This is a genomic window from Candidatus Accumulibacter phosphatis (genome assembly GCF_000024165.1).
Lineage (GTDB): Bacteria > Pseudomonadota > Gammaproteobacteria > Burkholderiales > Rhodocyclaceae > Accumulibacter > Accumulibacter phosphatis.
On the sequence record NC_013194.1, the window covers coordinates 4,334,636 to 4,360,479 of the forward strand.

General features: G+C 64.6%; 26 protein-coding genes. 15 read left to right on the forward strand and 11 right to left on the reverse strand.

Annotation, left to right across the window (positions count from 1 at the left end; translation table 11 throughout):
- Positions 1-8 precede the first annotated feature (8 nt).
- The 5 genes from CAP2UW1_RS24120 to ylqF all read right to left on the reverse strand — a co-directional run bounded on the left by CAP2UW1_RS24120 (position 9) and on the right by ylqF (position 6,292).
- Entirely contained in the window at positions 9-809 is an 801-nt protein-coding gene (locus CAP2UW1_RS24120) for a hypothetical protein (RefSeq protein WP_015768206.1), read from the reverse strand.
- A complete protein-coding gene (locus CAP2UW1_RS18820; RefSeq protein ID WP_015768207.1) occupies positions 806-1,468 on the reverse strand; it encodes an AAA family ATPase in 663 nt (220 codons plus the stop codon). Before CAP2UW1_RS18820 ends, CAP2UW1_RS24120 begins: the two co-directional genes overlap by 4 nt.
- A gap of 285 nt (positions 1,469-1,753) precedes the next feature.
- Complete coding sequence (locus CAP2UW1_RS18825; protein WP_015768208.1) at positions 1,754-4,468, reverse strand: LuxR C-terminal-related transcriptional regulator; 2,715 nt, start codon at positions 4,466-4,468, stop codon at positions 1,754-1,756.
- A 2-nt stretch (positions 4,469-4,470) separates the two neighbouring features.
- The gene (locus CAP2UW1_RS18830; protein WP_015768209.1) at positions 4,471-5,367 is read right to left on the reverse strand and encodes an acyltransferase; all 897 of its coding nucleotides are present in this window, start codon (positions 5,365-5,367) and stop codon (positions 4,471-4,473) included.
- Positions 5,368-5,407: 40 nt separating this feature from the next.
- Complete coding sequence (gene ylqF, locus CAP2UW1_RS18835) at positions 5,408-6,292, reverse strand: ribosome biogenesis GTPase YlqF (protein WP_015768210.1); 885 nt, start codon at positions 6,290-6,292, stop codon at positions 5,408-5,410.
- Between the two features lie 130 nt (positions 6,293-6,422).
- Here ylqF and CAP2UW1_RS18840 point away from each other — a divergent pair, with 130 nt between their 5' ends.
- Both CAP2UW1_RS18840 and CAP2UW1_RS18845 read left to right on the forward strand, forming a co-directional pair.
- Positions 6,423-7,244: a class I SAM-dependent methyltransferase gene (locus tag CAP2UW1_RS18840; RefSeq protein WP_015768211.1), complete on the forward strand. Its 822-nt coding sequence runs from the start codon at positions 6,423-6,425 to the stop codon at positions 7,242-7,244.
- Positions 7,245-7,305: 61 nt separating this feature from the next.
- The gene (locus CAP2UW1_RS18845; RefSeq protein ID WP_015768212.1) at positions 7,306-7,623 is read left to right on the forward strand and encodes a hypothetical protein; all 318 of its coding nucleotides are present in this window, start codon (positions 7,306-7,308) and stop codon (positions 7,621-7,623) included.
- Between the two features lie 112 nt (positions 7,624-7,735).
- Here the strand turns inward: CAP2UW1_RS18845 and fliE are convergent, their stop codons facing one another.
- The 3 genes from fliE to CAP2UW1_RS18860 form a co-directional block, all read right to left on the reverse strand.
- Positions 7,736-8,059 (reverse strand): flagellar hook-basal body complex protein FliE, encoded by a 324-nt coding sequence (fliE, locus tag CAP2UW1_RS18850; protein ID WP_015768213.1) that lies wholly within the window; start codon positions 8,057-8,059, stop codon positions 7,736-7,738.
- Between the two features lie 67 nt (positions 8,060-8,126).
- Complete coding sequence (locus tag CAP2UW1_RS18855; RefSeq protein ID WP_015768214.1) at positions 8,127-9,500, reverse strand: sigma-54-dependent transcriptional regulator; 1,374 nt, start codon at positions 9,498-9,500, stop codon at positions 8,127-8,129.
- Positions 9,501-9,515: 15 nt separating this feature from the next.
- Positions 9,516-10,694 (reverse strand): sensor histidine kinase, encoded by a 1,179-nt coding sequence (locus CAP2UW1_RS18860; RefSeq protein ID WP_015768215.1) that lies wholly within the window; start codon positions 10,692-10,694, stop codon positions 9,516-9,518.
- A 104-nt stretch (positions 10,695-10,798) separates the two neighbouring features.
- Between CAP2UW1_RS18860 and fliF the strand changes: the two genes are divergently transcribed.
- The 13 genes from fliF to fliR all read left to right on the forward strand — a co-directional run bounded on the left by fliF (position 10,799) and on the right by fliR (position 21,891).
- Positions 10,799-12,535, forward strand: a complete 1,737-nt coding sequence (fliF, locus tag CAP2UW1_RS18865; protein ID WP_015768216.1) for a flagellar basal-body MS-ring/collar protein FliF — start codon at positions 10,799-10,801, stop codon at positions 12,533-12,535.
- Positions 12,525-13,523, forward strand: coding sequence for a flagellar motor switch protein FliG (fliG, locus tag CAP2UW1_RS18870; RefSeq protein ID WP_015768217.1), 999 nt, complete (start codon positions 12,525-12,527; stop codon positions 13,521-13,523). The genes fliF and fliG overlap by 11 nt, the downstream gene beginning before the upstream one ends.
- Before the next feature lie 13 nt (positions 13,524-13,536).
- On the forward strand, positions 13,537-14,271 hold the full coding sequence (locus CAP2UW1_RS18875; RefSeq protein ID WP_015768218.1) for a flagellar assembly protein FliH: 735 nt from the start codon (positions 13,537-13,539) through the stop codon (positions 14,269-14,271).
- The gene (gene fliI / locus CAP2UW1_RS18880; RefSeq protein ID WP_015768219.1) at positions 14,268-15,686 is read left to right on the forward strand and encodes a flagellar protein export ATPase FliI; all 1,419 of its coding nucleotides are present in this window, start codon (positions 14,268-14,270) and stop codon (positions 15,684-15,686) included. The genes CAP2UW1_RS18875 and fliI overlap by 4 nt, the downstream gene beginning before the upstream one ends.
- A 57-nt stretch (positions 15,687-15,743) precedes the next feature.
- Positions 15,744-16,190, forward strand: a complete 447-nt coding sequence (gene fliJ, locus CAP2UW1_RS24795; RefSeq protein ID WP_015768220.1) for a flagellar export protein FliJ — start codon at positions 15,744-15,746, stop codon at positions 16,188-16,190.
- A gap of 64 nt (positions 16,191-16,254) precedes the next feature.
- Positions 16,255-17,424: a flagellar hook-length control protein FliK gene (locus CAP2UW1_RS24125; RefSeq protein ID WP_015768221.1), complete on the forward strand. Its 1,170-nt coding sequence runs from the start codon at positions 16,255-16,257 to the stop codon at positions 17,422-17,424.
- A gap of 87 nt (positions 17,425-17,511) precedes the next feature.
- Positions 17,512-18,060 carry a flagellar basal body-associated FliL family protein gene (locus tag CAP2UW1_RS18895; RefSeq protein WP_015768222.1) on the forward strand — a complete coding sequence of 183 codons (549 nt, stop codon included), beginning with the start codon at positions 17,512-17,514 and terminating at the stop codon, positions 18,058-18,060.
- A gap of 6 nt (positions 18,061-18,066) precedes the next feature.
- Entirely contained in the window at positions 18,067-19,071 is a 1,005-nt protein-coding gene (fliM, locus tag CAP2UW1_RS18900) for a flagellar motor switch protein FliM (RefSeq protein WP_015768223.1), read from the forward strand.
- A complete protein-coding gene (fliN, locus tag CAP2UW1_RS18905; RefSeq protein ID WP_015768224.1) occupies positions 19,064-19,501 on the forward strand; it encodes a flagellar motor switch protein FliN in 438 nt (145 codons plus the stop codon). The genes fliM and fliN overlap by 8 nt, the downstream gene beginning before the upstream one ends.
- A 142-nt stretch (positions 19,502-19,643) precedes the next feature.
- Positions 19,644-20,093: a flagellar biosynthetic protein FliO gene (gene fliO, locus CAP2UW1_RS18910; RefSeq protein WP_015768225.1), complete on the forward strand. Its 450-nt coding sequence runs from the start codon at positions 19,644-19,646 to the stop codon at positions 20,091-20,093.
- Positions 20,080-20,832 (forward strand): flagellar type III secretion system pore protein FliP, encoded by a 753-nt coding sequence (gene fliP, locus CAP2UW1_RS18915; protein WP_015768226.1) that lies wholly within the window; start codon positions 20,080-20,082, stop codon positions 20,830-20,832. Before fliO ends, fliP begins: the two co-directional genes overlap by 14 nt.
- Positions 20,829-21,098, forward strand: a complete 270-nt coding sequence (gene fliQ / locus CAP2UW1_RS18920) for a flagellar biosynthesis protein FliQ (protein ID WP_015768227.1) — start codon at positions 20,829-20,831, stop codon at positions 21,096-21,098. The genes fliP and fliQ overlap by 4 nt, the downstream gene beginning before the upstream one ends.
- A 7-nt stretch (positions 21,099-21,105) precedes the next feature.
- The gene (gene fliR / locus CAP2UW1_RS18925; RefSeq protein WP_015768228.1) at positions 21,106-21,891 is read left to right on the forward strand and encodes a flagellar biosynthetic protein FliR; all 786 of its coding nucleotides are present in this window, start codon (positions 21,106-21,108) and stop codon (positions 21,889-21,891) included.
- On the opposite strand, the gene CAP2UW1_RS24130 is transcribed toward fliR, so the two are convergent.
- From CAP2UW1_RS24130 to flgK, 3 genes are read right to left on the reverse strand one after another with little or no spacing between them, the layout of a single operon-like run.
- A complete protein-coding gene (locus tag CAP2UW1_RS24130; RefSeq protein ID WP_015768229.1) occupies positions 21,888-22,418 on the reverse strand; it encodes a hypothetical protein in 531 nt (176 codons plus the stop codon). The two genes, fliR and CAP2UW1_RS24130, sit on opposite strands and share 4 nt — an antisense overlap.
- Positions 22,419-22,436: 18 nt before the next feature.
- Complete coding sequence (gene flgL / locus CAP2UW1_RS18935) at positions 22,437-23,777, reverse strand: flagellar hook-associated protein FlgL (RefSeq protein WP_015768230.1); 1,341 nt, start codon at positions 23,775-23,777, stop codon at positions 22,437-22,439.
- Positions 23,778-23,787: 10 nt separating this feature from the next.
- Entirely contained in the window at positions 23,788-25,833 is a 2,046-nt protein-coding gene (gene flgK / locus CAP2UW1_RS18940) for a flagellar hook-associated protein FlgK (protein WP_015768231.1), read from the reverse strand.
- Positions 25,834-25,844: the final 11 nt, after the last annotated feature.

A 25,844-nucleotide genomic window follows, 5' to 3' on the forward strand; every position in this document is an offset into this window, starting at 1 on the left:
TGGTGCGATCAGCCCTTCTTCTTGCCCTTCGAGAGGGTGGCCAGCGCGCCCAGCAACTCTTTCATCTGCTCGACCCGCTGTTCGGCAAACACCCGTACCCCGGCGCGCAGGATGTCGGATTTGCTCGCCGCCCAGCCGGCGCCCTTGGCCAGTTCGGCACGCACGGCTTCAATGGCGGCCTCCTCGCTCTTCAGCAACTCGACCGTGTAGCGCACGATCCTGTCGCCCTTCTCCTTGGCCGCCTTCTCGATGTTCGCTACCGTTGCCGCCAGCTTGGCGGCTTTCTTGCCTGCATCTTCCGTTGCCGTCGCTGGTGCAGCGGCTGCGCTGTCCTTCGTCGCCACTTTCACAGGTTTGCTGGGCTTGGCGGGCTTGGCCGCCACCGGCTTGGCCGCGGCGGCCGCTTTCCGGCTCACGGGCTTCGCTTTCGCTGCGGTAACCGGCTCGGCTGCTTTCGTCGTCGCCGCCGTCACGGCAGCCACCTTTTTCGCCGCCTTGGCGGGCGCTTTCGCGGGCGGTGTCGGCACCACGTCAGCAGCCGGCTTGGCCACTGCCGGCTTGGCGGTAGCGGGCTTGGCGGTAGCGGGCTTGGCGGCGGGCTTGGCGGCGGCCTTGCGGGCCGGTGCCGCGGCAAGTGGCGGCGGACTGGCCGGCGCGGCGACGGGGGCGACGACCGGAGCCTCGGGTTCGGGCGTGGCGACCAGCGGTATATCGGTAGCGACCAGACGCTCGGCGAGCGATTCGTCTTCCTTCTTGAGGCTGGCCCGCAGAGCGGTCTTGTTGGTGCTGGCACTTGTCGGTGTCGTCATCGGGTGTCTCCCAGTTGTTTAAGAACGGCTGCGATCAGCTTGCGGACCTCGCCTTGCGCGGCTTCGGCACCAGAGCCCAGTTGAAAAACAGACGCCCCGATGACCGCGCTTTGAGCATAGGCGTTGCGCTGGCAAAGCATCGCATCGAGGATCGGCAAGGTGAATTCATGCAACAATTCAAGCACATCCGTTGCCAGTGCGGTGTTCTGTACGCGGTTCGGGACAATGCAGCCGTGCAGGCGATGGCTTTGCTCCATACGGTTGAGGATCAGTCGCTCGACGGCGAGCGTCGACCACAGGTCGGTCGGACTCGGCACGGCCGGAACCACCGCCAGATGGGCCACCGCCAGCGCGGCGAGCGTCGACGGGTGGTAGATCGAGGGCGGTGTATCGAGCACGATGTAGTCCGCTTCGCCCTGCAAATCGCCGATGTGCTTGATCAGTTCCAGCCCGGACATCTTGCGCACGTCGAGTTGCAGGTCCGAGTCGAGCAGTGGCGCCGATTCGGCCCAGCGAAACGCACTCTCCTGCGGATCGAGGTCAACAAGCAGCACGGTGGCGCCGATCGCATGGAAGCCCCCCCCCATTTGCATGGCGACAGTAGTCTTGCCGGCGCCGCCCTTCTGCGAGACGACAGCGATCACGCGGCCTAGCGCCATTGACGGTCCACCCTTTTCGCAAAGAATCGGTTGATGTGAAGATTGATGTGAAAATTCTGCATAACGATCAATTATGCCATCATGCGGAAAAGCGACAAGCCTGGAATGGCTCGGAAAGGGCCATGAAATGGGCCATTTTTTTGCAACTGGGCGAATGTCTGACGTAAGTCAATGAAAACCCCCGCCGGGCCTTGCCGTTACGGTGGAAGGCCTTCGTCAAAACTCGCTCACGACCCGGCCGTGACGGCCAGCCAGGGCGCCGGCAGGCGACTCGCGCAGCGCCGCTCAGCCGTCGACCAGGATGTTGAGCGTCCTGGCCCTGACGACCGCCTCGCGGCGACTCGAGGCACGCAGTTTGCGATAGATGTTCTGCGTATGGCGCTTGACGGTCGCCCGCGAGATGCATAGCTCCTCCGAGATCTCGATATTGCTCAGGCGCACCGCCAGCAGTTTGAGAATCTTCAGTTCACGCCGGGTAAGGTCGGCGCCCACCTGTTGGCGACCCGCGGTCACCAGCCAGTCATCGTTGAGCGCGGCGAGGATCTGCCCGGCGTAGCGCGCATTGCCGATACTGGCCTCCAGCAGTTTCAGCGGCTTGACGAGTTCCTGTCCAAGGTCGACGAAGAGTCGAATGAACCCTCCCGTCCGGGTCAGCGCGAGCGCGCGTCCGAGACGCTCGACGGCGGCACTCTCGTCGCCCAGCGCATACTCGAGCAGCGCCTGCAGGGCCAGCGCTTCGGCGAGAAAACGCACGTTGTGGCGGGACGTCAGCTGCGCTTCGAGCAGTTGCAGAAGGCGGGCGGCCTGTTTGCGGCTCTCGTCGCTACCCTCCGCTATCCACACCCGAGCGAGCGTCAGGTGCGGCGCACTGAAGAAGCGGTAGACAAACTGGACGGGGCCCGGATCGAAACTGCGCGCCCAATCCTGAGCCTCGGCCAGACGGCCCTGGCGCAGCGCCAGATCCGCCTGGCAGGCGCGGGCGCGAAACAGGGCCGGCAGATCGGCTTTCTCGGCGAGGCGCTCGCACACAGCATCAACGATCGCGCGCGCCCGGTCGGCCTGCCCGAGCGCCTGATAGACTGCCGCCAGAAGGAATGACATCTCGGTGCGATAGCCGAGGCGCGGCGCCTGCTCCGGCGCGAGCGCCGGCAGCAGCGTCGCCTCGGCGAGGCTCAGCTCGTTGCGTTGGTACTGGACAAGGCCCAGGAAGTAACGTCCGAGAGCGGCGTTCGCCTCGCTGGCAAAGCGGGCATCGCCCAGGTTGTAGTACTGGTCGGCCGTCCACTGCAGCGCCGACAGGTCGGCAGCCATCCAGTCGATCAGGCACAAGGTGGCCACCAGCGGTGCCTGGCAGGCGTCGATGGGCCCGGCGGCGTGCGCCAGGGCCTGACGGATGCCGTCGCGCGCGCCGGCCAGATCGCCGGCGGCCTGCCGCCCGCCGGCGAGAAGCGCCTGTGCCGTGACGTGGGCGTGCACGCACGCCACTGGCAGACGCTGCAAGGCCTGCTCGGCAAGCGCCACGGCGCTGCCCGCCTGACCCTCGAGGTAGGCGTGCAGGCTGCGCAAGGCCAGGAGGTGGCCACGCAAGGCCTCGCTGCCCGGCAACTGTATGCCGGCCACCGTGCTGTCGATCAGCGCCTCGATGCGGTCCACGACTGCCGAGATCTCGACATGACGCCCCTGGTGATACATCAGCCAGGCCTTCATAACCAGCAGTTCGGGATCGCCCTCGACAGTATCGGGCGGCAGCAGCCGCAGACAGCGGTCGAGACGCCAGCGCTGCTCGCGGCCAAGAAGAAGATTGCGATGCCGTGCCAGCAGTTGCCCGGCCGCCGCCCCACCGTCACCGGCCAGCGCATGCGGGATGGCTTCTTCGAGCAGACCCTGCGTCGCCAACCAGGCTGCCGCCCGGTGGTGCAGTTCGGCGATGTCGGCCGGCGTGCAGCGCAGGCTGAGCTGCCGTTGCAGGAACTCCCGGAACAGGCGACGGTAGCGATACCAGTGGCGACCATCGTCGATGACGGTACAGAGCATCGCGCCAGAGGACACCACCCGCAGCAACGCCTGACTGACCAGCGTTTCCCCCAGGGCGGCACCCTCCCAGAGTACCGCGTCGCACAGCGGGGCACAGAAGCGGTCGAGGATCGATGTGCGCAGCAGGCAGTCGACCGTGCCAGCCGTCTGGTCTGCGAGCAACTCTTCGACGAAGTACTGCTGCAACTGCGGCGACTCGCCGCTCAAGCTGCGCGCCAGACCCGCGGCCGCGTCATCACCGTTGCGTAGCGCCAACGCCGCCAGACGCACGCCCACCGGCCAACCTTCGGTGCATGCCTGCAGGTGGAGCAGGTCCTCGCCGGAAACTGCCCGTCCGGCGCAGCGCTCGATCAGCGTGGCGCTTGCCCGTTCGTCGAACTGCAGGTCCGGCACGCGGATTTCCACCATCGCCTCGCGCACGCGCAGCGCGCCCAGCGACAGGCGGGGGTCCTGGCGCGTGCTGATCACCAGGCGAAGGCCACTCGCCGGGTGCGCCAGCAAGCGGTCCAGCAAGGCCTGGGTGGATGGCGAATCGACGTGCTGATAGCCGTCGAGCACGAGAACCAGGGGTGCGGGCAGCGCTTCCAGCGCGTTGCTCAGACTGCCCGCCAGAGTGGCCAGAGAGGGCGGCGGCGAGGCATTCAGGCAGGCCAGTGTCTCGGCGCAGGCGGCGGGGAAAACGCTGCGTAGCGCAGCGACGAAATAACTGGCGAAAATCATCGGCTCGCTGTCATCGCGGTCGAGAGACAGCCAGGCGGCAGCTGCGTCCCGACCCTCGAGCCAGTGGACCAGAAGCGAAGTCTTGCCGTAACCGGCGGGTGCCGACAGCAGCGTCAGCGGCAGTTCGCTGCCGGCATCAAGCAGGCGCAGCAACTCGCTGCGCGCAACGAAGTCGGCGACGACCCGCGGACGGCGAAGCTTGCTGCGAACGATCTGGACGGATGCCAGCGGCGGGTTCTCGATCATCGTCAGCGCGCCTCGAGCAGGTCCGTGATCTGCCGATCCTTGTCTTGCCAGAGCCGCTGCAACCACTGCTGGAAGGCCTCGCGAACCGCCGGGTCGCGCGCGTAATCGGCTCTCGCCAGTTCCGTCGGCACCGGCAAGGTCTGCACCCGCACCCGCACACGCTTCATCCTGCCGCAGAGAAACTGCCAGAAATTGGGTGCCCCGTCGGGATAGACGATGGTGACATCGAGAATCGCCTGGAACTTGTCCGCCATCACGTTCATGGCCAGGGCAATGCCGCCCGCCTTCGGCTTCAGGAGATGGCGATAGGGCGACTGCTGCCGCTGGTGCTTGAGCGCCGTGAAGCGAGTTCCCTCGCAGAAGTTCATGACGCTGGTCGGGATCAGCGCAAACTTCTCACACGCCAGGCGGGTCGCGGCCTGGTCCTTGGCGCGCAGTTCCGGGTGCCTGCTGAGCACGTCTTCGCTGTGCCGGCGCATGAACGGGAAATCGAGCGCCCACCAGGCGAGTCCCATCACCGGCACCCAGAGCAGTTGCCGCTTGAGGAAGAACTTGAGCAGCGGAATGCGGCGCGTCAGCAGGTGCTGGAGTACCAGGATGTCGGCCCAGGTCTGGTGATTGCAGTTGACCAGATACCAGCCGCCCGCATCGAGCCCGGCGATACCCTGGACGTCCCAGGTGGCGTTCTGGGTCAGGGCCATCCAGCCACTGTTGCAGACGATCCAGGCTTCGGCAATCCGGACGAGAATCGGATCGAGGCGCCGACGAACGGCCTGGAACGGCAGGATCAGCTTGAGCAGCGCCACGAGCAGCAGGATGGGTACCCAGAACAGGGAGTTGAGCCCGAGCAGAAGTGCGGCGATCAGGCCGATCAGCGGGGCAGGCAGGAAACTGAGCATGAGCGAGGCGGCTGCCGGAGAGGTGGCGATCTTGCTTCGGTCAACCGGCCGTCGCCGGCGCGCCGGCCAGCATGACGCTGCGCGTGACCGGCGTCTCGAGGCTGATGCGACCGAGAACGCCGTTACGATAGTCCTGCAGCAGGGCCTTCGCGGCTTTCTCGAGGTCGACTTCGCCGCCCCGCATGCGCAGGCCGCGGCGCCTGGCGATGGCTTCGATGACATGTACCGCATCGACATCGTCAGCCGCCTCGACCGACAGACCGTAGCGAGCGGCCAGGACTGCCGGGTAGCGGGCGAGCAGCAGATCGGCGAGAAAGATCGCCACTTCCTGGTCGATGATCGCATTGCGGCCGACGGCATTGCTGGCGGCCAGCATCAGGCCATCGCTGGGGTACTCGATCTTCGGCCAGAGCAGCCCGGGCGTATCGGTCAACCAGTGGCGAACGTCGAGCTGCGAGGTCTGCTGCGATTTGGTCACTGCCGGCTCGTCGCCGACCTTGGCAATCCGGCGCTTGAGCAGAGCATTCATCAGCGTCGACTTGCCGACGTTCGGAATGCCCATGATCAGCATCCGCAAGGGCTTGCCGTTGTCCTTGCGGTGGGGCGCCAAGGGCTGGCAGAGACTGGGCAGCCGCGCCACGTCGCCAGGCTTCTTGCACGACAGCGCGACGGCATGCACGCCGTCCTGGCGGCCGTAATACTCGATCCACGCGCGCGTGGTCAGCGGATCGGCGAGATCGGCCTTGTTGAGCACCTTCAGGCAGGGACGTTGCCGGTACAGGCGGAGTTCGCGCACCATCGGATTGGTGCTCGCCTCGGGCAGGCGCGCATCGACCACCTCGATCACCACGTCGATCGACGCCATGGTCTCGGCCGCTTTCTTGCGCGCCGAGGTCATGTGACCGGGATACCACTGGATGGCCATGCTTTCTCCGACTTCCTGGAAGATATTGACATTATCCCACCTGCGCGGCCCCCTGCGACCCTTGCCGAAGCGCCGACAGCCGACAAAGCGCTAGAATGTCGTCCTCTCCCCCAGCAAACCCAGGACACGCTTGTCGGCGATCCCCGAAATCCGGCCCGGACAGTCGATCGAACTGCTCAAGGAACTGCACATCCTGACGCGCGACGGCAAACTCAACCAGGACAGCCGGCGCAAGCTGAAGCAGGTGTATCACCTGTTCCACTTCATTGCGCCGCTGCTCGAGGAAGTCCTCGCCAAGGACCGCCACCTGACCTTGGCCGATCATGGCGCGGGCAAATCCTACCTGGGGTTCATCCTCTACGACCTGTTCTTCAGGACCAGGGACACCGGGCACATCTACGGCGTCGAGGCACGCGCCGAACTCGTCGAGCGCTCGCGCGAGCTTGCCGCCCGCCTCGGTTTCGCACGCATGAGCTTTCACGATCTGCGCGTCGCGAACGCGATCGATTCGCCGGCCCTGCCCGCGCGCGTAGACATCGTCACCGCCCTGCACGCCTGCGATACCGCAACTGACGACGCCATCCGCTTTGCCCTGCACAAGCGGGCGCAGTTCATCGTTCTCGTCCCCTGCTGCCAAGCCGAAGTCGCGGCGCTGCTGCGCCGCAAGAAGAACGAGTCCTTTGCGACGACGCCGCTCTCGGAACTCTGGCGCCATCCGCTCCACACCCGCGAATTCGGCAGCCAGGTGACCAACGCCCTGCGTTGCCTGCAACTCGAGGCGCACGGCTATCAACTGACGGTCACCGAACTCGTCGGCTGGGAGCACTCGCTGAAAAACGAGTTGATCATCGCCAGGCGGCGTGGCGAAGAGCGCGGCAACGCGGCCGCGCGCCTCGAACAAATCCTGCTGGCGCTGAATCTGGGCGAGTTGCATGATCGCTTCATCTACTGACCGCCGAGCCAGTGCCGGCGCATGCCAAATTGATCCGGCCGTGGCCAGACAAGGACCTTCAATGGAAAAATGGATCACCCGTGGCGGCGCCGCGCTGTGCGCCGCCGGCAGTCTCGCGCTGTTCTGGACGTTCGGCGTCTTTCTCGCCGCACCCTGGCGGGCGGGCCGCCTGCTGTCGCTGAACAGCATCGAGATGCAGGTGCTCGGCGTTTCGCTGTTCGCCGCCCTCGCCGTCGCCTGGGGCGCCCTGCACATCCTGGCGATCGCCGACCGCGCCGACAACCCGAGGACGTACTACACGTTCTGCGTGGCCCTGCTGATCGCCGCCATTCTGGCGATGGCCGACGGCATGGCATGGACCGCCGCGCGCATCGCCTGAGCTCCGCCTCGCCTGCCAGACAGCGCCGGGATCGGACTGCCGATGATCGGCAACGCACGGTGCTCGGGGCGAGGCTCCCGCGTGACCGCGCCACCAGCGTCCGGGCGGCGCCCTAAACCTGCATGTTCATTACGTCGTGATAGGCCGAAACGAGCTTGTTGCGAACCTGGACCATCTCCTGAAAAGAGATGTTGGCTTTCTGCAGGGCGATCATCACATCGTGCAGGTTCTCGGTGTTGTTGCCGGCGGCAAAACTTGCCGCCATCGCTTGCGCCTGTTGCTGTGTCTGGTTGACCTGCGCAATCGAGTTCTCCAGTACCTGGGCAAAGTCCGTCCCGGCTGCCGGAGCGCTCGGCGCCTCGGCCAGGCGGCCGCCGGTTGCTGCCGACGTCGCGCGCAACATGCTCAACATCTGGTCGATACCCTTGGTGTCCATTCGTTCCTCCAAACGCTTTCTGGCTTATCAAAGCAACAAGTGGGCCAGATTCTGACCAACTCCGCGATCAGCCTTTCAAAAAACCTTCGAGGCGGTACTGCCGCAACTTGTGGCGCAGCGTTCGCTCGGGCATTCCGAGTCGCTCACCCGCCAGCTTTCTTGAGCCGCCGGCAGCGGCAAGCGTCTCGAGGATGTGTTCGCGCTCGACTTCCCGCAGCTTGTCGGTTTTCTGAGCCTCCGGCGGCGGCACGGCGAAGGCCGGCTCCGGCACGGCCGCTGGCGGCCACTGCGCGGCCGGCCTTGCGGCGGGAACGGCGGCTGACAGGTGGAGAGAATCGACATCGACGACGTCGCCCGTCGCCAGTATGACCGCACGCTGCATGACGTTTTCCAGCTCGCGGATGTTGCCGGGCCAGGTGTGGTGTTGCAACGCCTCCTCGGCAGCGGCGGCGAGACGCAGCCCTGGGCGGCCAGCGCGACCGCCATGTTCGGCGAGGAAATGGCGGGCCAGCGGGATGATGTCCTGGACTCGCTGCCGCAGGGCCGGGATCAGCAACGGGAAGACGTTGAGCCGATAGAACAGGTCCTCACGAAACAGGCCCTTGGCGACAGCGTCGGCCATGTCCCGATTCGACGTCGCGACGACGCGGATATCGAGGGACACGGGTTTCTGCCCACCGACCCGCTCGACTTCGCGCTCCTGCAGGACGCGCAGCAGCTTGGCCTGCAGCGCCAGCGGCATCTCGGTGATCTCGTCGAGCAGCAATGTTCCATGCTGCGCCTGCTCGAACTTGCCGACCTGCGCGTGCTGAGCGCCACTGAAGGCGCCCTTTTCGTGACCGAAGAGCGTCGCTTCCAGCAGGCTGTCGGGAATCGCCGCGCAATTGATGGCGACGAACGGCCCCTTTCGCCGCGCCGAGTGCTGGTGGATGAAGCGTGCCACCACCTCCTTGCCGACACCGCTTTCGCCGGTCAGGAGAACCGTCGTATCGCTCTGCGCGACGCGCGTGGCCAGGCCGAAGAGGTTGCGGCTGAGCGGATCGCCGGCGACAACCCGCTCGTCGTCGAGCGTCTCCGGCAGACGATAACGCTGCACGTGATCAAGCAGCGCCTTCGGCTCGAAGGGCTTGAGCAGAAAATCGCAGGCACCTGCCCGCATGGCTTCGACGGCACGGTCGACATCGGCAAAGGCGGTCATCAGGACCACCGGCAAGTGCGGAAAGCGACTGCGGATCTCCTTCAACAAGGCGATTCCGTCGATCGGCAGCATGCGCACATCGCTGACCACCAGCGAGACGGTCTGCCTGGCCAGCAATTGCAGCGCTTCCTCACCGCCTGCCGCAGCGACGACCGCTTGCCCGGCCAGCTCGAGCGTATCGCATACCGCCTCGCGCAAGGCAAGATCGTCTTCAACCACCAGTATCGGCAATCTACTCGCCATACGCTCCACTCTTCCTCAACCTTCTCGGCCTGCCACCGCGTCGACAGGCAGCATGATAACGAACTCGGACCCGTCTTCCGGCAGCGAACTCACCTTTATCGTACCCCCGTGGGCACGCGCCACACCGAGCGCAATCGCCAGACCCAGGCCGGTGCCCTGCCCTCGGGTGGTGAAGAAGGGCTCGAAAACACGCGCCTGGATTTCGGGAGAGATACCGACCCCGCTGTCGCGCACAGCGAGCAGCAACGCTCCATCGGCGACACTGGCGCCAAGCGTCACCTTGCCGTCCGCCGTGCAGGCCTGCAAGGCGTTTTCGAGCAGATTCACCAAGGCGCCGGCCAGGGCTTTGCGACTGCCGGTGACGACCACACCGTCGGCAGCGCAGTTGACCCGGAAGGCCACTTTCCTGTCGGCGAACAGCGGCTCGACCGTCTGTGCAGCGTCGGCCAGCAGTTGCCAGACTGGAATCGTGTCGCGGCCGATGCTCTCGCCGCGAGCGAAGAGCAGCACCTCCTGTATCAGACGTTCCAGCCGCTTGAGCTGCGCGGCGGTCTTGCCGGCGAAGCGGACGCGCGCCGCGTCGTCGAGGTCGGGCTGACAGAGGTTGGCACTGTAGAGCAAGGCGGTAGCCAGCGGGGTACGCAACTGGTGGGCCAGTGAAGCCGCCATTTCGCCCATTGCCGCCAGGCGCTGATTGCGTTCGAGTTCGGCCTTCAGAGCGTGCGCCGCCGTCACATCGTGGATCAACAGGATGCGTCCGCCGGCCGAGTCGAGCGGACTTTCGACAATCGACAGCCGCCGCTCATCAAGCTGCCATTCGTCCGGTGCCTCGGTGGCCACCAGTCTCGCCTGCGCCAGCGCCAACCAGGTCTCGCCGATGATCGTCCGACCGAACATCCGGCACGCCGCCGGATTGGCCTCGCTGACACAGGCCGCGCAATCGAGCACGACGACGCCGGCCGGCAGGGCGTTGAGCAGCAGTGACAGACGCTCGGACAGCGCCTCCTTGGCCTCGTATTGCCGTCGCAGCTCGCCATTGGCGACGGCCAGTTCGGCGGTCAATGACTCGACGCGGCCTTGCAACCCCTGGTAAGACTCCGTCAAGGCCAGCGAAACCTGATTGAAAACGTCGAAAGCGCGTTGAAGCTCCTGCGCCTGGCGTTCGGGGCCCGGTATTTGTGTGACTTCGCTCATCCAGTGGAAAGTCCGCTGCAGTTAACCGCTACAATAGCCGAGCAATTATCAGCCTTTTTTTGCTTTTTTCCTGCTTTATCGCAGGTTTGTCACGTATCACGAGCATGGCGGCAGCGGGAATCGAGACCACAGAGACGGCAGGCGCGGACAATCCGCTGGATCGCGCGCGCGAGGCACTGGCGCGCCTGACGAACAGGCAGAAAGTGCTGCTGATCGTCTCGGTCGCGGCGGTCGTCACCCTGCTGATCGCCGCCGCTACCCTGCTCAGACAAGGCGAGTTCAAAGTGCTGTTCTCGAACATCGGCGAGCGGGACGGCGGCGCCATCATCGCCGCGCTCGAACAGATGAACGTGCCCTACAAGTTCAGCGAGTCGGGCAGCGCCATCCTCGTGCACGACAGCAGAGTCCATGATGTTCGCCTGCGTCTGGCCGCGCAGGGACTGCCAAGGGGCGGTGCCGTCGGTTTTGAACTGATGGAAGCTCAGAAGTTCGGCGTCAGCCAGTTTGCCGAACAGGTCAACTATCAGCGCGGTCTGGAAGGCGAGTTGTCGCGAACCATCCAGTCGATCGCGGCGGTTCAGGCGGCCCGCGTGCATCTGGCCATTCCCAAACCGAGCGTCTTCATGCGCGAGGAGCTGAAACCATCGGCGTCGGTTCTCCTCAACCTCTACCCGGGACGCTCGCTCGAGCCACGCCAGATCGCCGGCATTCAGAATCTCGTTGCCGCCAGCGTCCCGCAACTGGCGCCGACCAGCGTCACCCTGCTCGACCAGAGCGGCGCGCTGCTTTCGCAGATGAAGAGCAAGCTGCTGGAAGCCGGCCTCGATCCGACGCAGGTCAAGTACATCCAGGAAGTCGAAGCAAGCGTCATCAAGCGCGTCGAAGACATCCTGGCGCCTATCGTTGGCCCCGGCAATGCGCGCGTGCAGATCGCCGCCGACATCGACTTTTCGCAGAGCGAACAGACCGCCGAGACGCATCGACCGAACGCGACGCCGCCGGAGATCAGTATCCGCAGCCAGCAGAGCAGCGAAACGGCAAGCACCAGCCCAGCGGCGCAGGGCGTTCCGGGCGCCCTCAGCAATCAGCCGCCGGTACCGGCGACCGCGCCACTGACGCAACCGCCGGTACCCGGTGCCGGTGGTGCCGCCCCGGCGACGCCTCCCGTACCCGGCCAGATCAACGTCGCCGGGGTTCAGGCGCCAGTCGCGAGCGTCGGCCCACCGATCAGTACCAGCAAGAACTCGACGGTCAACTACGAGGTCGACAAGACCATCCGGCACGTCCGCCAGGCAGTGGGCACGATCAAGCGTCTGTCTGCCGCCGTCGTGGTCAATCAGCGCAAGGAAGTCGCCAAGGACGGCAAGGCGGTCAACAAGCCGCTACCGGACGCCGAAGTGAAACAGATCAGCGACCTCGTCAAGGAGGCGATGGGCTTCAACAAGGAGCGCGGCGACACCATCTCGGTCGCCAACGCGCCGTTCACGGTCATCGACAAGGACGAGGGCCTGCCGCCATGGCGTGACCCGGAAACGGTGTCACTGACCAAGGACCTCGTGAAGTATGGTGTGATTGCCGCCATCATCGCCTATCTGCTGCTCGGCGTCGTTCGCCCGCTGCTCAAGACCATGCTCGAGAAACCAGCGACAACCGAGAGCGGCGTCGGTGGCCGCATAGACGTGGTTGCCGGAGAGGAAGGTGAGGAGGAAGCCACGGAGAACCTGCCCACGGCCGCCGAACTGCTGGAAAAGAGAATCGCCGCGGCGCGCGCGCTGGCTCAGCAGGATCCGCAGTTGGTAGCCAACATCATCAAGGAATGGACGGGTGCCAATGGCGGCTGAGGACGGTATCGAAAAGAGCGCGATTCTGCTCATTGCCCTCGGCGAGGACTACGCTGCCGAGGTGCTCAAGCATCTCGGCCCGAAAGAGGTGCAGAAACTGGGGCACGCCATGGCGGCCCTCAAGTCGGTGCCGCGCACCCGCGTCGAAGAGGTCTTGGCCGACTTCCACCGAACGGCCGAGGAATCGGCGGCGGTGCACGTGGACACCGACGCCTACGTCCGCTCGGTGCTGACCAAGGCGCTTGGTGACGACAAGGCATCGAACCTGATCTCGCGCATCCTGCAGCCGGGCGAAACCAACGGCATCGAAGGCCTCAAGTGGATGGACGCACCGACAGTCGCCGAACTGATCAAGAACGAGCACCCCCAGATCATTGCGACCATTCTCGTACACCTCGCCCATGATCATGCAGGCGAAATCCTGAATCAGTTTACCGAGCGTTTGCGCAATGACGTGATCTTGCGCATTGCCACTCTCGAAGGGATTCAGCCGGAGGCCTTGCGCGAGTTGAACGACGTCATGCTGCGCCTGCTCTCGGGCTCTGCAAGCATGAAACAGGCCGCCAAGGGCGGCGCGGGAACGGTCGCCGAGATCCTCAATTTCATGGGCAGCGCGAACGAAACCGCCGTCCTGGACTCGATCCGCGAGTACGATCCCGATCTGGCGCAGAAAGTGCTCGACGAGATGTTCGTCTTCGAGAACCTGCTCGAACTCGACGACCGGGCGATCCAGCTCCTGCTACGCGAGATTCAGTCCGAATCCTTGATCCTGGCCATGAAGGGAGCTACCGAACCCTTGCGCGAGAAGATCTTCAAGAACATGTCACAACGTGCGTCGGAGATGCTGCGCGAAGATCTCGAGTCGCGCGGCCCGGTACGCCTCTCGGAAGTCGAAAGCGAACAGAAGGAAATCCTCAAGATCGTCCGTCGCCTGGCCGACGAAGGCCAGATCGTCCTTGGTGGCGCGGGCGGCGAGGAAATGGTCTGAGCAGGCCAAGGTCATGACCCAGTGGATCCCGAAGGAGAAGCTTACCGCTTATCAGCGCTGGGAGCTTGCGGCCTTCGACGAGGACAAGACGGTTCCGCCCACTCCGTCGCCTGCCGCCCAGCCATCGCCGATCGCAGAGCCCACGGACCCCCCCGTCCAAGTCGCGTCCGAGCCGGCAAGCCAGCCGCCGCCTGCGGTCACCCTGCCGACCGCTGAAGACATCGAGCGCCTGCATCGCGAGGCACAAGCTGCCGGCTATGCCGATGGCCATCGCGAGGGACTGGCTGCCGGCGAGGCGGTGGTGGCCCAACTCGCGACACTTTTGGACAACCTGCAGCAGGCCCTCGCAACGATCGATCAGGGCGTCGCCGATCAGTTGCTGGTCCTCGCGGTCGAGATTGCCAATCAGGTGTTGCGGCAGAGCCTACGCCTGCAACCGGAGTTGCTGCTGCCGATAGTGAGAGAGGCGGTGACGGCGCTGCACGCCCATCACGGACAGCCGCTGCTGTTCGTCCACCCCGACGACGCGACGCTGATACGCAGTCGCCTCGGCGACCAACTGTCGCACAACAACTGGCGAATCATCGACGATGCGGCGTTGACGCCGGGCGGCTGCCGGGTCGAACTCGGCGCCAGCGAGGTGGATGCGACGCTCGAGACGCGCTGGCGACGCGTCGTCGAGGCCATCGGCATCAGCGACGAATGGCTGACGAGTGCCGACCGGGACGGCAAGGTTAACCCACGATGAGTGAACCCGCCGCCAACCCGCATCTCGCCAATTGGCGCCACTTCCTCGATGGTTGCCGAGGCGCCGCCGGCCAGGTGAATTCGCTGCTGCCGAGCGGCCACCTGACGCGCATCAACGGCCTCGTGATGGAGGCGTCCGGACTGAAACTGCCCCTCGGCAGCTCATGCCGCATCACGCCGCTTGGCGGCTCGCCGATCGAAGCGGAAGTGGTCGGCTTCAACGGCGAGCGGCTGTTCCTGATGCCGTCGGAAGATGTCTATGGCCTGTCGCCAGGGGCCCGCGTCGTCGCCCTCGAAACGCGCCACCCGCCACCGCAGATCGGTCGTCTGCCGCCTGCACGGCGACGCTCGATCGACCGCGCCAAACTGGTGCCGGTCGGCGAATCCCTCCTTGGCCGCGTCCTCGATGGGGCCGGCCGGCCGCTCGACAAGCTTGGTCCGTTGCATGCCAGGTCACTGCGCCCGCTGCAGAGCCGGCCGGTCAACCCGATGTCGCGGGCGCCGATCGACAAGGCGCTGGACGTCGGGGTGCGTGCCATCAATGGCCTGCTCTGTGTCGGACAGGGACAACGGATGGGCCTGTTTGCCGGATCGGGTGTCGGCAAGAGCGTACTGCTCGGCATGATGGCCCGCTACACGGAGGCGGAAATCATCGTCGTCGGCCTCATCGGCGAGCGCGGTCGTGAGGTCAAGGAGTTCATCGAGCAGATCCTTGGTGAGGAAGGCCTGCGCCGATCCGTCGTCATCGCCGCACCGGCCGACGTCAGTCCCTTGATGCGGCTGCAGGGTGCGGCCTATGCGACGTGCATTGCCGAGTATTTCCGTGACCGGGGCCGGCATGTCCTGCTGATCATGGATTCGCTGACGCGCTACGCCATGGCGCAACGCGAGATAGCGCTCGCCATCGGCGAGCCGCCGGTCACCCGCGGCTACCCCCCATCGGTTTTCGCGCGCCTGCCGCAATTGGTGGAGCGGGCGGGCAATGGCGCCGACGGCGGCGGCTCGATCACCGGCTTCTATACCGTTCTCGCCGAAGGCGACGACCAGCAGGATCCGATCGCCGATGCCGCGCGAGCGATCCTTGACGGACACATCGTACTGTCGCGAACCCTGGCCGATGCCGGCCACTACCCGGCAATCGACATCGAGCAATCGATTTCACGGGCCATGGTCAACCTGGTCAGCCCCGGTCATCTGGAACAGATTCGAAATTTCAAGCGACTGTTTTCGCGCTACCAGCGCTCACGCGATCTGATCAGCGTCGGCGCCTATGCCGCGGGGTCCGACCCACAACTCGACCAGGCGATAGCCATCTATCCGCGCTTCGAGTCATTCCTGCAGCAGAGTCTGGCCCAACCCGCGGACTTCGCCAGCAGTCTGCGTGAGTTGCAGGCACTGTTTGGCGTCGCTGCCTGACGCTGGGCGCGCTAGAATGACAACCCGTCTCATGAACCCGGACTAGGCGAGTTCGCCGTGGCCAGACCGTTCTCCCTGCAAACCGTACTCGAACTGATGCAGAGTCGCTCGGACGAGGCGACGCAACGCCTCGCGCGCCTGATTGCTGCCGAGCGCGATGCGCAGAACAAGCTCCTCATGCTGCAACAGTATCGCGATGAGTACTCGATCCGCTTCCGACAGGCAGCGCAAGATGGCCTGGGACAGCCCGAGTGGCGGAACTACCAGGAGTTCATGAATCGTCTCGACCAGGCCATCGACCAGCAGCGGCAGAGCGTCCTTGTACAACAGGGTTGTACGGCCGCCGGTCAGACAGCCTGGCAACAGCAGCGGACGCGACTGAAAGCCTTCGACGCGCTGGCCGACCGGCATCGCGCCAGTGAGGTGAGGAGCGAACTCCGACAGGAGCAGAAGGCGCAGGATGAGTTTGCCACCCGCGCCAAGGACCACGAGCAAGGGCTCTGATCCTCATCTGGCGCGATAATTGCTTTGATCTTGGCTGCACCTGCATCCGCAGAAAGGATCGATCATGAGCATTGCCATCGTGCCAACGCTCGCCCGGGCACCGATCGCGGCGACGCCCGGCGAGGCGACAATACGGGAAACATCGGCGCCGGCCGGCGCGCGCGTCGGCGGAGACTTTGCCAGCATTCTGCTGGGGCTGCCGCTCAGTGTGGCAGAAGTTCCATCGCCAGCCAGCCAGGAAGGCAATCGCCTGGAGGTCGACAGCCTTCTGCTGCGTCTGCCGCTTGCCGGCACCGGAACGTCCCCCACCGGCGAGACGCCGGATGACGGCGAACCGGCTTCAGCAGACGCCGGCCTGGGAACCACCGATCCAGCACTTCTGGCGGCACTCGGCGTGACACTGCCGCCGCAGCCGACCCGCATTGATGCCAGTGAGGGCGTCGCAGCGACGCTGTCAGAACAGACCCGCGCGGGGATACCCGCCGCAGCGGGGCCGGGAGCGCAGCTGCCACCGCCTGGGGGTGTGCCGGCCGCGACCGGCAAGGACGCGGCCGCGCCACCACCGGCGACGGAGGCAAGCGGCGGCCGACCGGCAGATTTTGCCGCCACTGCATGGGCTTCGGCCTCTACCGCGCAGCTCCCGGAACTGGCGGCATCGACAGACAAGGTCGCCACCACGCCGGCGGTGCAGGTAACCGCTGCTCTGGATGAGACGACAGTCAGCGATGGCCTCTTCGGCAACAACGTCCAGCCGCCGCCGAGCCTGCACGGCCTTCCGCGCCTGCAGGGCGTGCCAGCCCTCGAAAAGCCGCTACACGACCGGTCCTGGGCCACCGATCTCGGCCAGAAGCTCTTGTGGTTCGTCAGCAACGACAAGCAGGGCGCGCAACTGACTCTCAATCCGCCGCAACTGGGCTCGATAGAGATCACCATCCACATGGACAAGAACGGCGCCAACGCGCACTTCGCTTCGCCGAACCCGGACGTTCGTGGCGCCATCGAAACCGCCGTGCCGAGACTGCGCGAGATGTTCGCCGGCGCGGGGATCGATCTGGGACAGGTCAGCGTCGGCGGCGAATCCTTCCGGCAGCACTCCGACGGGCAGCAGGACACGTCGCAACGACCCCGCATCCTGGCTGATAAGGCTATACTTGGCGGCGGATCGGCTGGCGGCATTCCGGGGGCGGCCGCCATCACGCGCCATGGCAGCTCGCTGGTGGACACCTTCGCCTAGCCCCCTGTCGTCTGGCTTGGGTACGACAAGCTGATCCCGGAGCCGAGACCAGCGGCGGACTGAAAAAACCAGGGAGAGAAGCGCGTAATGGCCAAGGATGCAAAGCCGGCAACTGAAGGCGTGGAAACGGCACCCGCGAAGAACAGCAAGAAGCTGCTGATCATCATCATCGCCGTGGTGGTGGTCGTTCTCGGCCTTGGCGCGGTCACTGCCTTCCTGCTGTTGCGCCACGCTCCGGAACAGGATGACGACGGCGAAGTCGCAGTCGAAAAGGCCAAGCCGGTCAAGAAGAAGAAGGTTGATCGGGAAGTGCCAATCTATGTTGCCCTCGATGCATTCACCGTCAACCTCGTACCTGACAACGGCGACCAGTTTCTGCAGCTCGTTATGTCACTCGAGGTCGAAGATGCCCAGGTCGCCGACCACCTGAAGATGTATACCCCCAAGCTGCGCAACGACCTGACCCTGCTGCTGTCCAGCAAGAAGGCGTCGCAACTGATCTCCAAGGAAGGCAAGGAGCTCCTGGCGCAGGAGATCAAGGAACAGATCAACGGCATTATCGAGCCCGCCAGCAAGGGGAAGAAGCGTGACGGACCCATCAAGGAGGTTCTGTTCACATCGTTCATCATTCAGTGAGCGTCGATGAGCGCCGATTTCCTCTCTCAGGATGAAGTCGACGCCCTGCTCAAGGGCGTCAGCGGCGAGGCGAGCGAGCCCGAGGCGGCCGACGAGGGTGACGATGGCCCGCGCCCGTATGACTTGGGAACCCAGGAACGGATCGTCCGCGGGCGCATGCCGACGCTCGAGCTCGTCAATGAGCGCTTCGCCCGCTACCTACGCATCGGCCTGTTCAACTACATGCATCGCAGTACCGAGATCTCGGTGGGCTCGATCCGGGTCCAGAAATACAGTGAGTTTACCCGCAACCTCGTGGTACCGACCAACCTCAACCTCATCAACGCCAAGCCGCTGCGCGGCACGGCCCTGTTCGTCTTTGATCCGAGCCTGGTCTTTCTCGTCGTCGACAACATGTTTGGCGGTGATGGCCGCTTCCACACGCGCGTCGAGGGTCGCGATTTCACGGCTACGGAACAGCGCATCATCAAGGGGTTGCTGGGGGTGGTGTTCACCGAATACTCGCGCTCGTGGAAGCCGGTGTACGACCTGACCTTCGAGTACGTGCGCTCCGAAATGAACTCGCAGTTTGCCAATATCGCGACCCCCTCTGAGATCGTCGTCGCGACGACCTTCTCGATCGAGTTCGGCGGCTCGACTGCCGATCTGCACATCTGCTTTCCGTACTCGATGATCGAACCAATCCGTGACCTGCTATTCAGCACGATGCAGAGTGACCAGCTGTCGACCGACCGGCGCTGGGTCATCATGCTGCGCAAACAGTTGACGAACGCTGAAGTCGAGATCACGGCGAGACTCGCGACAGCGACCGTCAGCCTTCGTCAGATTCTCGAAATGAAGGTCGGCGACATCGTTCCCATCGACATTCCCGAGAAAGTGATCGCCCAGGTCGACGATGTGCCCCTGATGGAATGCCGTTACGGGCAGCAGGGCGGGCAGTACGCGATCAAGATCGATCACTTCATGACCATCGAGAACCAGGAGACTCCTCAGGGAGAAAGCAATGGCTAAACAACCAGACGATTACGGAAGTCCTGCCGCAGACGACGGTGCGGCCGAAGACGACTGGGCCGCGGCGATGGCCGAGCAGGCTCTGGCTGACGCCGCACCGGCAGCCAACGCGCAGCCAGCCAACATCTTCCCCAGCTTCGGCGAACAGGGAAACAGCGGCTCGCTGATGAACGAACTCGACATGATCCTGGACATTCCCGTCCAGCTCGCGGTCGAACTCGGGCGCACGCGGATAACGATCAAGAACCTCCTGCAGCTCGCCCATGGCTCGGTCGTCGAGCTTGACGCGATGGCAGGCGAACCACTGAACGTGTTCGTCAATGGCACCTTGATCGCGCAAGGCGAGGTCGTGGTCGTCAACGACAAGTTCGGCATCCGTCTGACCGACATCGTTACCCCGGCCGAACGGGCCCGCAAGATCGGACACTGAGCTTCTCTGACGCCCCGTCCGGCGATCCGGCCGAGGGTCGGCCCGTGACCGGGTGGTGAGCGGCCATTGCGCAGCGAAAGCAGCGTTCAGCCGCGGTTTTCGGTTTAAGATAGCGAGCGGTACCAACGGTTGGCGGACGATCTTGATTCGACACCTCAAATCAATCAGCTCCACGGGTACGCTCGGCGTGCAGATCCTCGTCGCCCTTCTTTCGGGCCGCGCCGTGGCCCAAACGACCGCCGCCGAATTGCCCGGCGTTTCGGCAACGACCATGCTGCAAACAGTACTCGGCCTGGCCGTGGTCATCGGCGTCCTCTTTCTGGCTGCTTACCTTCTGCGCAAGCTCAATGGCGGCCGGGGCTTTGGCAGCCACGGACCTCTGCGGGTAGTCGGCGGCCTGATGCTCGGGGCGCGCGAGCGCATAGTTCTCGTCGAAGTGGGCGACACCTGGCTGATCGTCGGACTTGTTCCCGGCCAGATCCGTACCCTGCATACGCTGCCGAAGGGCGAACTCAAAGCCACCGGCGAGGGTGACAGACTTTTCGCGCAGTGGCTGAAGCAGATTGTCGAGCGCAAGAGTGAAGGCGGCTAGGTCCTTCGGCTGGCTGTTCCTGCTCGGACTGCTGTCGCCGCTGGCTGCCTGGGCACAGGCTGGCGGGCTGCCGATGGTGACCAGCACGCCGGGTGTCGGTGGCAGCCAGACCTACACGCTGTCGATCCAGACGCTGCTGACACTGACGGCACTCACCTTCATCCCCGCGGCGCTGTTGATGATGACCAGCTTCACGCGCATCATCATCGTGCTCTCCTTGCTGCGCCACGCGCTGGGTACGCAAACCTCGCCGCCCAATCAGGTGCTGCTTGGCCTGTCGCTGTTCCTGACCTTCTTCATCATGTCGCCGGTGCTCGACACCGTGTACACGGAGGCCTACCTGCCGCTGTCGGAGAACCGGATCACTTACCTCCAGGCCATTGAACGCGGCGCCGTGCCGCTGCGCAAGTTCATGCTCAAGCAGACGCGTGAGGCCGACATCGCCCTGTTTGCCCGCATGACCAACGCCCCCCGCTTTCAGTCGACCGACGACATTCCGATGCGTCTACTGATCCCGGCATTTGTGACCAGCGAGTTGAAGACGGCCTTTCAGATCGGCTTCATCATCTTCATTCCTTTCCTGATCGTCGACATGGTGGTGGCCAGCGTGCTGATGTCGATGGGCATGATGATGATGTCGCCGGTAATGGTGGCGCTGCCGTTCAAGCTGATGCTGTTCGTCCTCGTCGACGGCTGGCATCTGCTGCTCGGGTCGCTGGTCGCGAGTTTCGGCTCATGACGCCTGAACTGGTCATGGATATTGGACGGCAAGCGGTCGAGATGACCCTCCTGCTGTCAGCGCCGTTGCTGCTGGCCGCCCTGGTCATCGGCCTCATCGTGAGCGTCTTCCAGGCGGCAACACAGATCAACGAGCAGACGCTTGCGTTCGTTCCCAAACTGGTCGGAATGTTCCTGATCCTTCTGCTCGCCGGCCCGTGGATGCTGCAGCTGATGGTCGAGTACGTTCGCCGGCTGTTCGAGAGCATTCCGCTGCTCATCGGCTGACTGGCGAATGATCAGCCTGACCACGGCCGAGATCAACGCCTGGGTAGTGGCCTTTTTCTTCCCTCTGGCACGCGTCCTCGCCCTGCTCGCCGCCGCGCCGCCATTCAACAACCCAGCCCTGCCAGCGCGCGTCCGCCTGGCGCTCGGCCTGGCCATCACCATTGGGATTGCCCCCGTACTGCCGCTTATGCCTGCGCTCGACCCGGCGTCGGGCGCAGGCATGCTGATCCTCGCGCAGGAACTGATCATCGGCACGGCCATGGGCTTCGCCATGCGTCTCGTCTTCAGTGCGGTGGACATGGCCGGCAACATCGTCAGCCTGGAGATGGGTCTCGGCTTCGCCAGCGCCTATGACCCGCAAACCGCCGGTCAGACAGCCGTCGTTTCGGAATTCATGGGTCTGCTGGCCCTGCTCGTGTTCATGGCCATCAACGGCCACCTGATGGTGATCGCCACCCTGACACACAGCTTTTCTGTGATCCCCATCGGCGGACCAAGGCTGGGCGCCACCACCTGGTCGAGTCTGGCCAACTCCGCGGCGATCGTCTTTTCGGCAGGACTCTTCCTCGTCCTGCCGATCATCGTCGCCTTGATGATCAGCAACCTTGCGCTGGCTATCCTGAGCCGCGCGGCGCCACAACTCAACCTGATGGCCATCGGTTTTCCGCTGACCATCGCCCTCGGCTTTGCCGCGCTGCTCTTCGGCCTGTCGTATATGGGAACGCCCCTGCAGGAGCTGTTCGAGAATGGGCTGCAGTCAATGCTCGGCCATTTTGCGGTCGTCACCCCTTAGGGCGTCCTGCCGGGATCCGCGCGGACGAGCTGGATCGTTCCTTCGGCGTAACGATGGGTAAACGGCGTGCTCGATTCGATCCCCTCTGCGTAGTCGAGAATCCGGAAGCCCGGAAACCCGCGTTCGCGCTGCAGCTGCAGCGCTCGCCGCCGCAGGATCAACCCCGACTCGCCATCGCCGCCGATGCGAAAGCTCTTTGCACGCATCGAGAGCATGTAGGTCGTGCCGTCGACGATCCTTTCCTCAATGGTCCAGTTGGGCGCCAGCGGATCGTAGATCACATAGGCGGCGACCACGGCGGCAGCGGCCAGCCCCAGGTTGGCCCCCCCCGAATACTGGTTGACCGCGTAGCCCACCGCGCCGACGAGGGCGACGGCCTTGGCTGGCTCCACACTGACGGTTGGACTTGGCGACTGGGCATACGCGTAGTCAGGCCGGCTGGTGTCGACACGCGGCGGCGGGTTCCAGTCGATCGTGCCACAGGCGGCCAGCAAGAGTGCAGCCCAAGAAGCCGCCAGGACGCGCATGCCATTCCCTCCCGTGGATCAGATGTACTTGAACAGACTCAGGCCGCTGATCGCGACAAACGACTTCTGCGCCGCTTCAAGCGCGACCTGCTGGCGGGTGAAGTCCGAGATCGCCTGCGCATAGTCGAGGTCCTGGAGATCCGACAGCGTCTGCTGGTATTGAATGTCCACGGCCGACGCGTTGCTGCTCAGTGCTTCCAGTTCCTGCAGGCGGGCGCCGACGCTGGACTGCACGCGGCTCACATTGCCAAGCGCCTGGTCGAGATTGGTCAAGTGCGCCGCTAGGTCTCCGGAGAAGGCCGTCCTCGCCGTGCTCGAAGCCAGCGGCGCCTGCAGCAGATCGATGATCTCCTGCATGGTCTGAAAGACGCTCTTGTTGATACTGGGCTTGATCGTGAAGGCATCGTCATCGGCGGGCGAACCGCTGATGACGACCTGAGCGCCAAAATCGGTCGCCACCGCCGCCGGCGGAGCCGTCGTGGCCAGGCGCACGGCCATACCGGGAGTGAAGGGTTGCGGGTCACTAACGGCTATGGGAGGCAAGGCGGCTGCCGGGGGCGCCGGGGTCGAGGTATCGAACAGCTGGTACTGGCTGACGCCCGCGACCGACGAAAACTGAATCTGCAGCCCACGACTCTCGGTGCCCTGCCAGGGAAAGGTGTTCAAGGCGTTCCGCCACATCGCCTGGTCGAGCACTGAGCCCGAGTCCATCAGCCCCGAGCCTAGGTTGGGAGAACCCGTGACGGTGCGGCCGGCCGTCATCGCGAAGGTACCGTTGCCTTCCGGAACGTTCATGAACAGCTCGCTACCAGCGACGCTCGTCGCCATCTGCTGAGACGTAGCCACCTGCAGGAGTTGCTGGCCGTCGTCACCGAAATAGCTGATCGAAGACGACGCCGGCGACACGGCGGCGCTGCGCGCAAACGGCGTCGTCTCGCTCTGGTAGCCGGCGAACAGGTAATCGCCTTGAGCATTCCGACTATTGGCGATACCCAGCATCTCGTCAAAGCGTGCCGCGAGTTCGGCAGCAATTGCCTGGCGATCGCTATCGCCGAGGATCGTATTGCTCGCCTGAACGACCCGGCTGCGTGCGCTCTGCAGCAGGTCCGTCAAGGAGGTGAGCTGGCTGTCCACCAGACCGAGGCGATCGCTCGCGTCACGCTGATTCTCCACGTACTGGGCGGTCAGCCCCTTGGCCTGCGTTATGGTCAGCGCCCGCGCAGAAGCCACGGGATCATCCGCTGGAGTCAGCATCCGGCGGTCACTCGAAATCTGGTTCTGCAGCTTGGCGAGTTGCTCCTGGTTCCGCTGAATGCTGCGCACGCCAGCGCTGTAGATTTGATTCGTGCTGATACGCATGGCTTGCTCCTCAGGAACCGAGCTGCAGGATGGTTTCGAACAGATTGGCGCCAATCTGCAGAGCCTTGGCCGACGCTTGATAGGCCTGCTGATAGCGAATCAGATTGGCCGCTTCCTCGTCGAGATTGACCGCCGAGAGCGAGTCCCGGCTCGCTTGGGCCTGTTCAAGCAGCGCCTGTTGCGCCTCGCCACTGACCTGGATCTGGCGCGTCTTGCTGCCGGTCTGGCTGACCAACTGCGCGTAGGCATCCTGGTAAGTCGCTGTCTTGCCCGACATCGTGTTCTGCACCTGCAACTGACCGAGGGCCAGCGCATTGCGCGAGTCCGCCGTGCCACCGGTGTTGCGCGAGATCACGAAGGTGTCGCCATTGTTGGGCAGACCGCTGATCGTGAAACTGAACCCAGCGGGAGGGGTGCTCACCACCGCCGGGTCGACCAGCGTGATGCTGTCGCCGCTCCGGTAGTCCAGACCAGCCACCGGAACGGCCGCGGGAACGCCGCCATTGATGGAGACCTGCGCACCTGCCGGAAAGTCGAGCAGCTTGCCGTCCTGGAAGCGCAGCGTGATCGGCCCCGTGGCAAGCGGCACGGCGCCAGGATAGCCGGGGCCGACACTGCCTGCCGAAATCACCGCCGCGCCACTGTTTCCCTTTCCCACGGACGTGCGGACGGGCCCGCCGGCCGCAATCAGACGTGCGTCGGCGACCACCGCCGGATTCACCGAAATGTTGAGCGCAGCGTTACGGGTGGGCTGGATGAGGTAGCTCGAGCCCGTCAGGTCACCCAGCGAGGCTGTCAGTGTGAAGCCCTGCGGGTCGGTCACCAGGGCGGCATTGATCGCCGCCAGGTCTGCCCCCGCCCACACCTTGTTGTCGGACAGGCGGGTCAGCGTGACGCCGGCGGCATCACCGCTCAGGCGATAGTCGCTGCTGCCGAGATCGGTGTAGAAGTTGCCGCTGTAAGGCGGCGGGTCGACGAAGGCAGCAGTAAGCGTCGGACTGCCCGCCGGATTGGTGGCATTCGCAAATACTGTCGGCGCGGGAAGCGAAAAAAAGGCCGGCGTGAAGCTGCTTGGCGAAGACGACAGCTGTGATTGACCGAGGAGATCCTGACCGAGAGCGCTCTGCGCGTTGAAGGTCAAGGCCAGGGACGCCGCGTTCCGCCCCAGTTCGTTGCTCACCTTGTCCAGCGATTCCCTGCGAAACGCCAGCAGACCGCCCAGACTGCCGCCGTTGATCAGACGCTCGGGCATCTCCTGAACGCCGATCGCGGTTTTCAGCGCCACCACCAGTCGGGACCGGTCACTGGCCGATGGTGTGGTCGTCAACGCGGTGAACTGGGAGCCGACGACCAGTTGCTGGCCGCTGCCAATGAAGACATTGAGGTTGCCATCGCTGCTGACCGTCGTCGTCGCCTTCACCAACTTGTTGAGATCGAGTACCAGGCGATCGCGAGTATCCAGCAGATCGTTCGGCGGTTGCCCGGTCGACGCCGCGGCAACCCCGATCCTCTCGTTCAGCGAGGCTATCTGCTCGGCGTACGAGTTGATCGCCGTGACGCTCGCGGCGACTTCGGCGTCGACGCCGTCGTACATCTGCGCCAGTTGAACGCCAAGCGCCTGGTAGCGGCCGCTCAGCGCCTGCGCGCTGGAGATCATCGCCTGCCGGCTCGGCAGGTCTGTGGGATTGGCCGCCACCTGCTGCACGCCCTTGAAGAAACCCTGCAAGGCCGGTGACAGGCCGGTACTCGTGTCAGCCAGCATGTTGTCGATTTGCGCGATTTGCGCCGAGTAGCTGGCAAGTTCGCTCGCGCTCGCTTGCGAGCGGTTGACCTGGTCGCTGAGAAAGCGGCTGTACATTCGTTCGATCGTCGCCACATGGGTGCCCTGCCCAATGAAGCCGGCACCCGACTGCACCCCGGGGTTGCTCGCCTGCACGGTCCGCTGGCGAGAAAACCCGGGGGTACTGGCGTTGGCGATATTGTGCTCGGTGGTTTGCAGGCCGAGCTGAGCAGCGTTGATGCCAGTGAGACTGCTACCGATCATTCCTGTGCCCATGGCTGAGATCC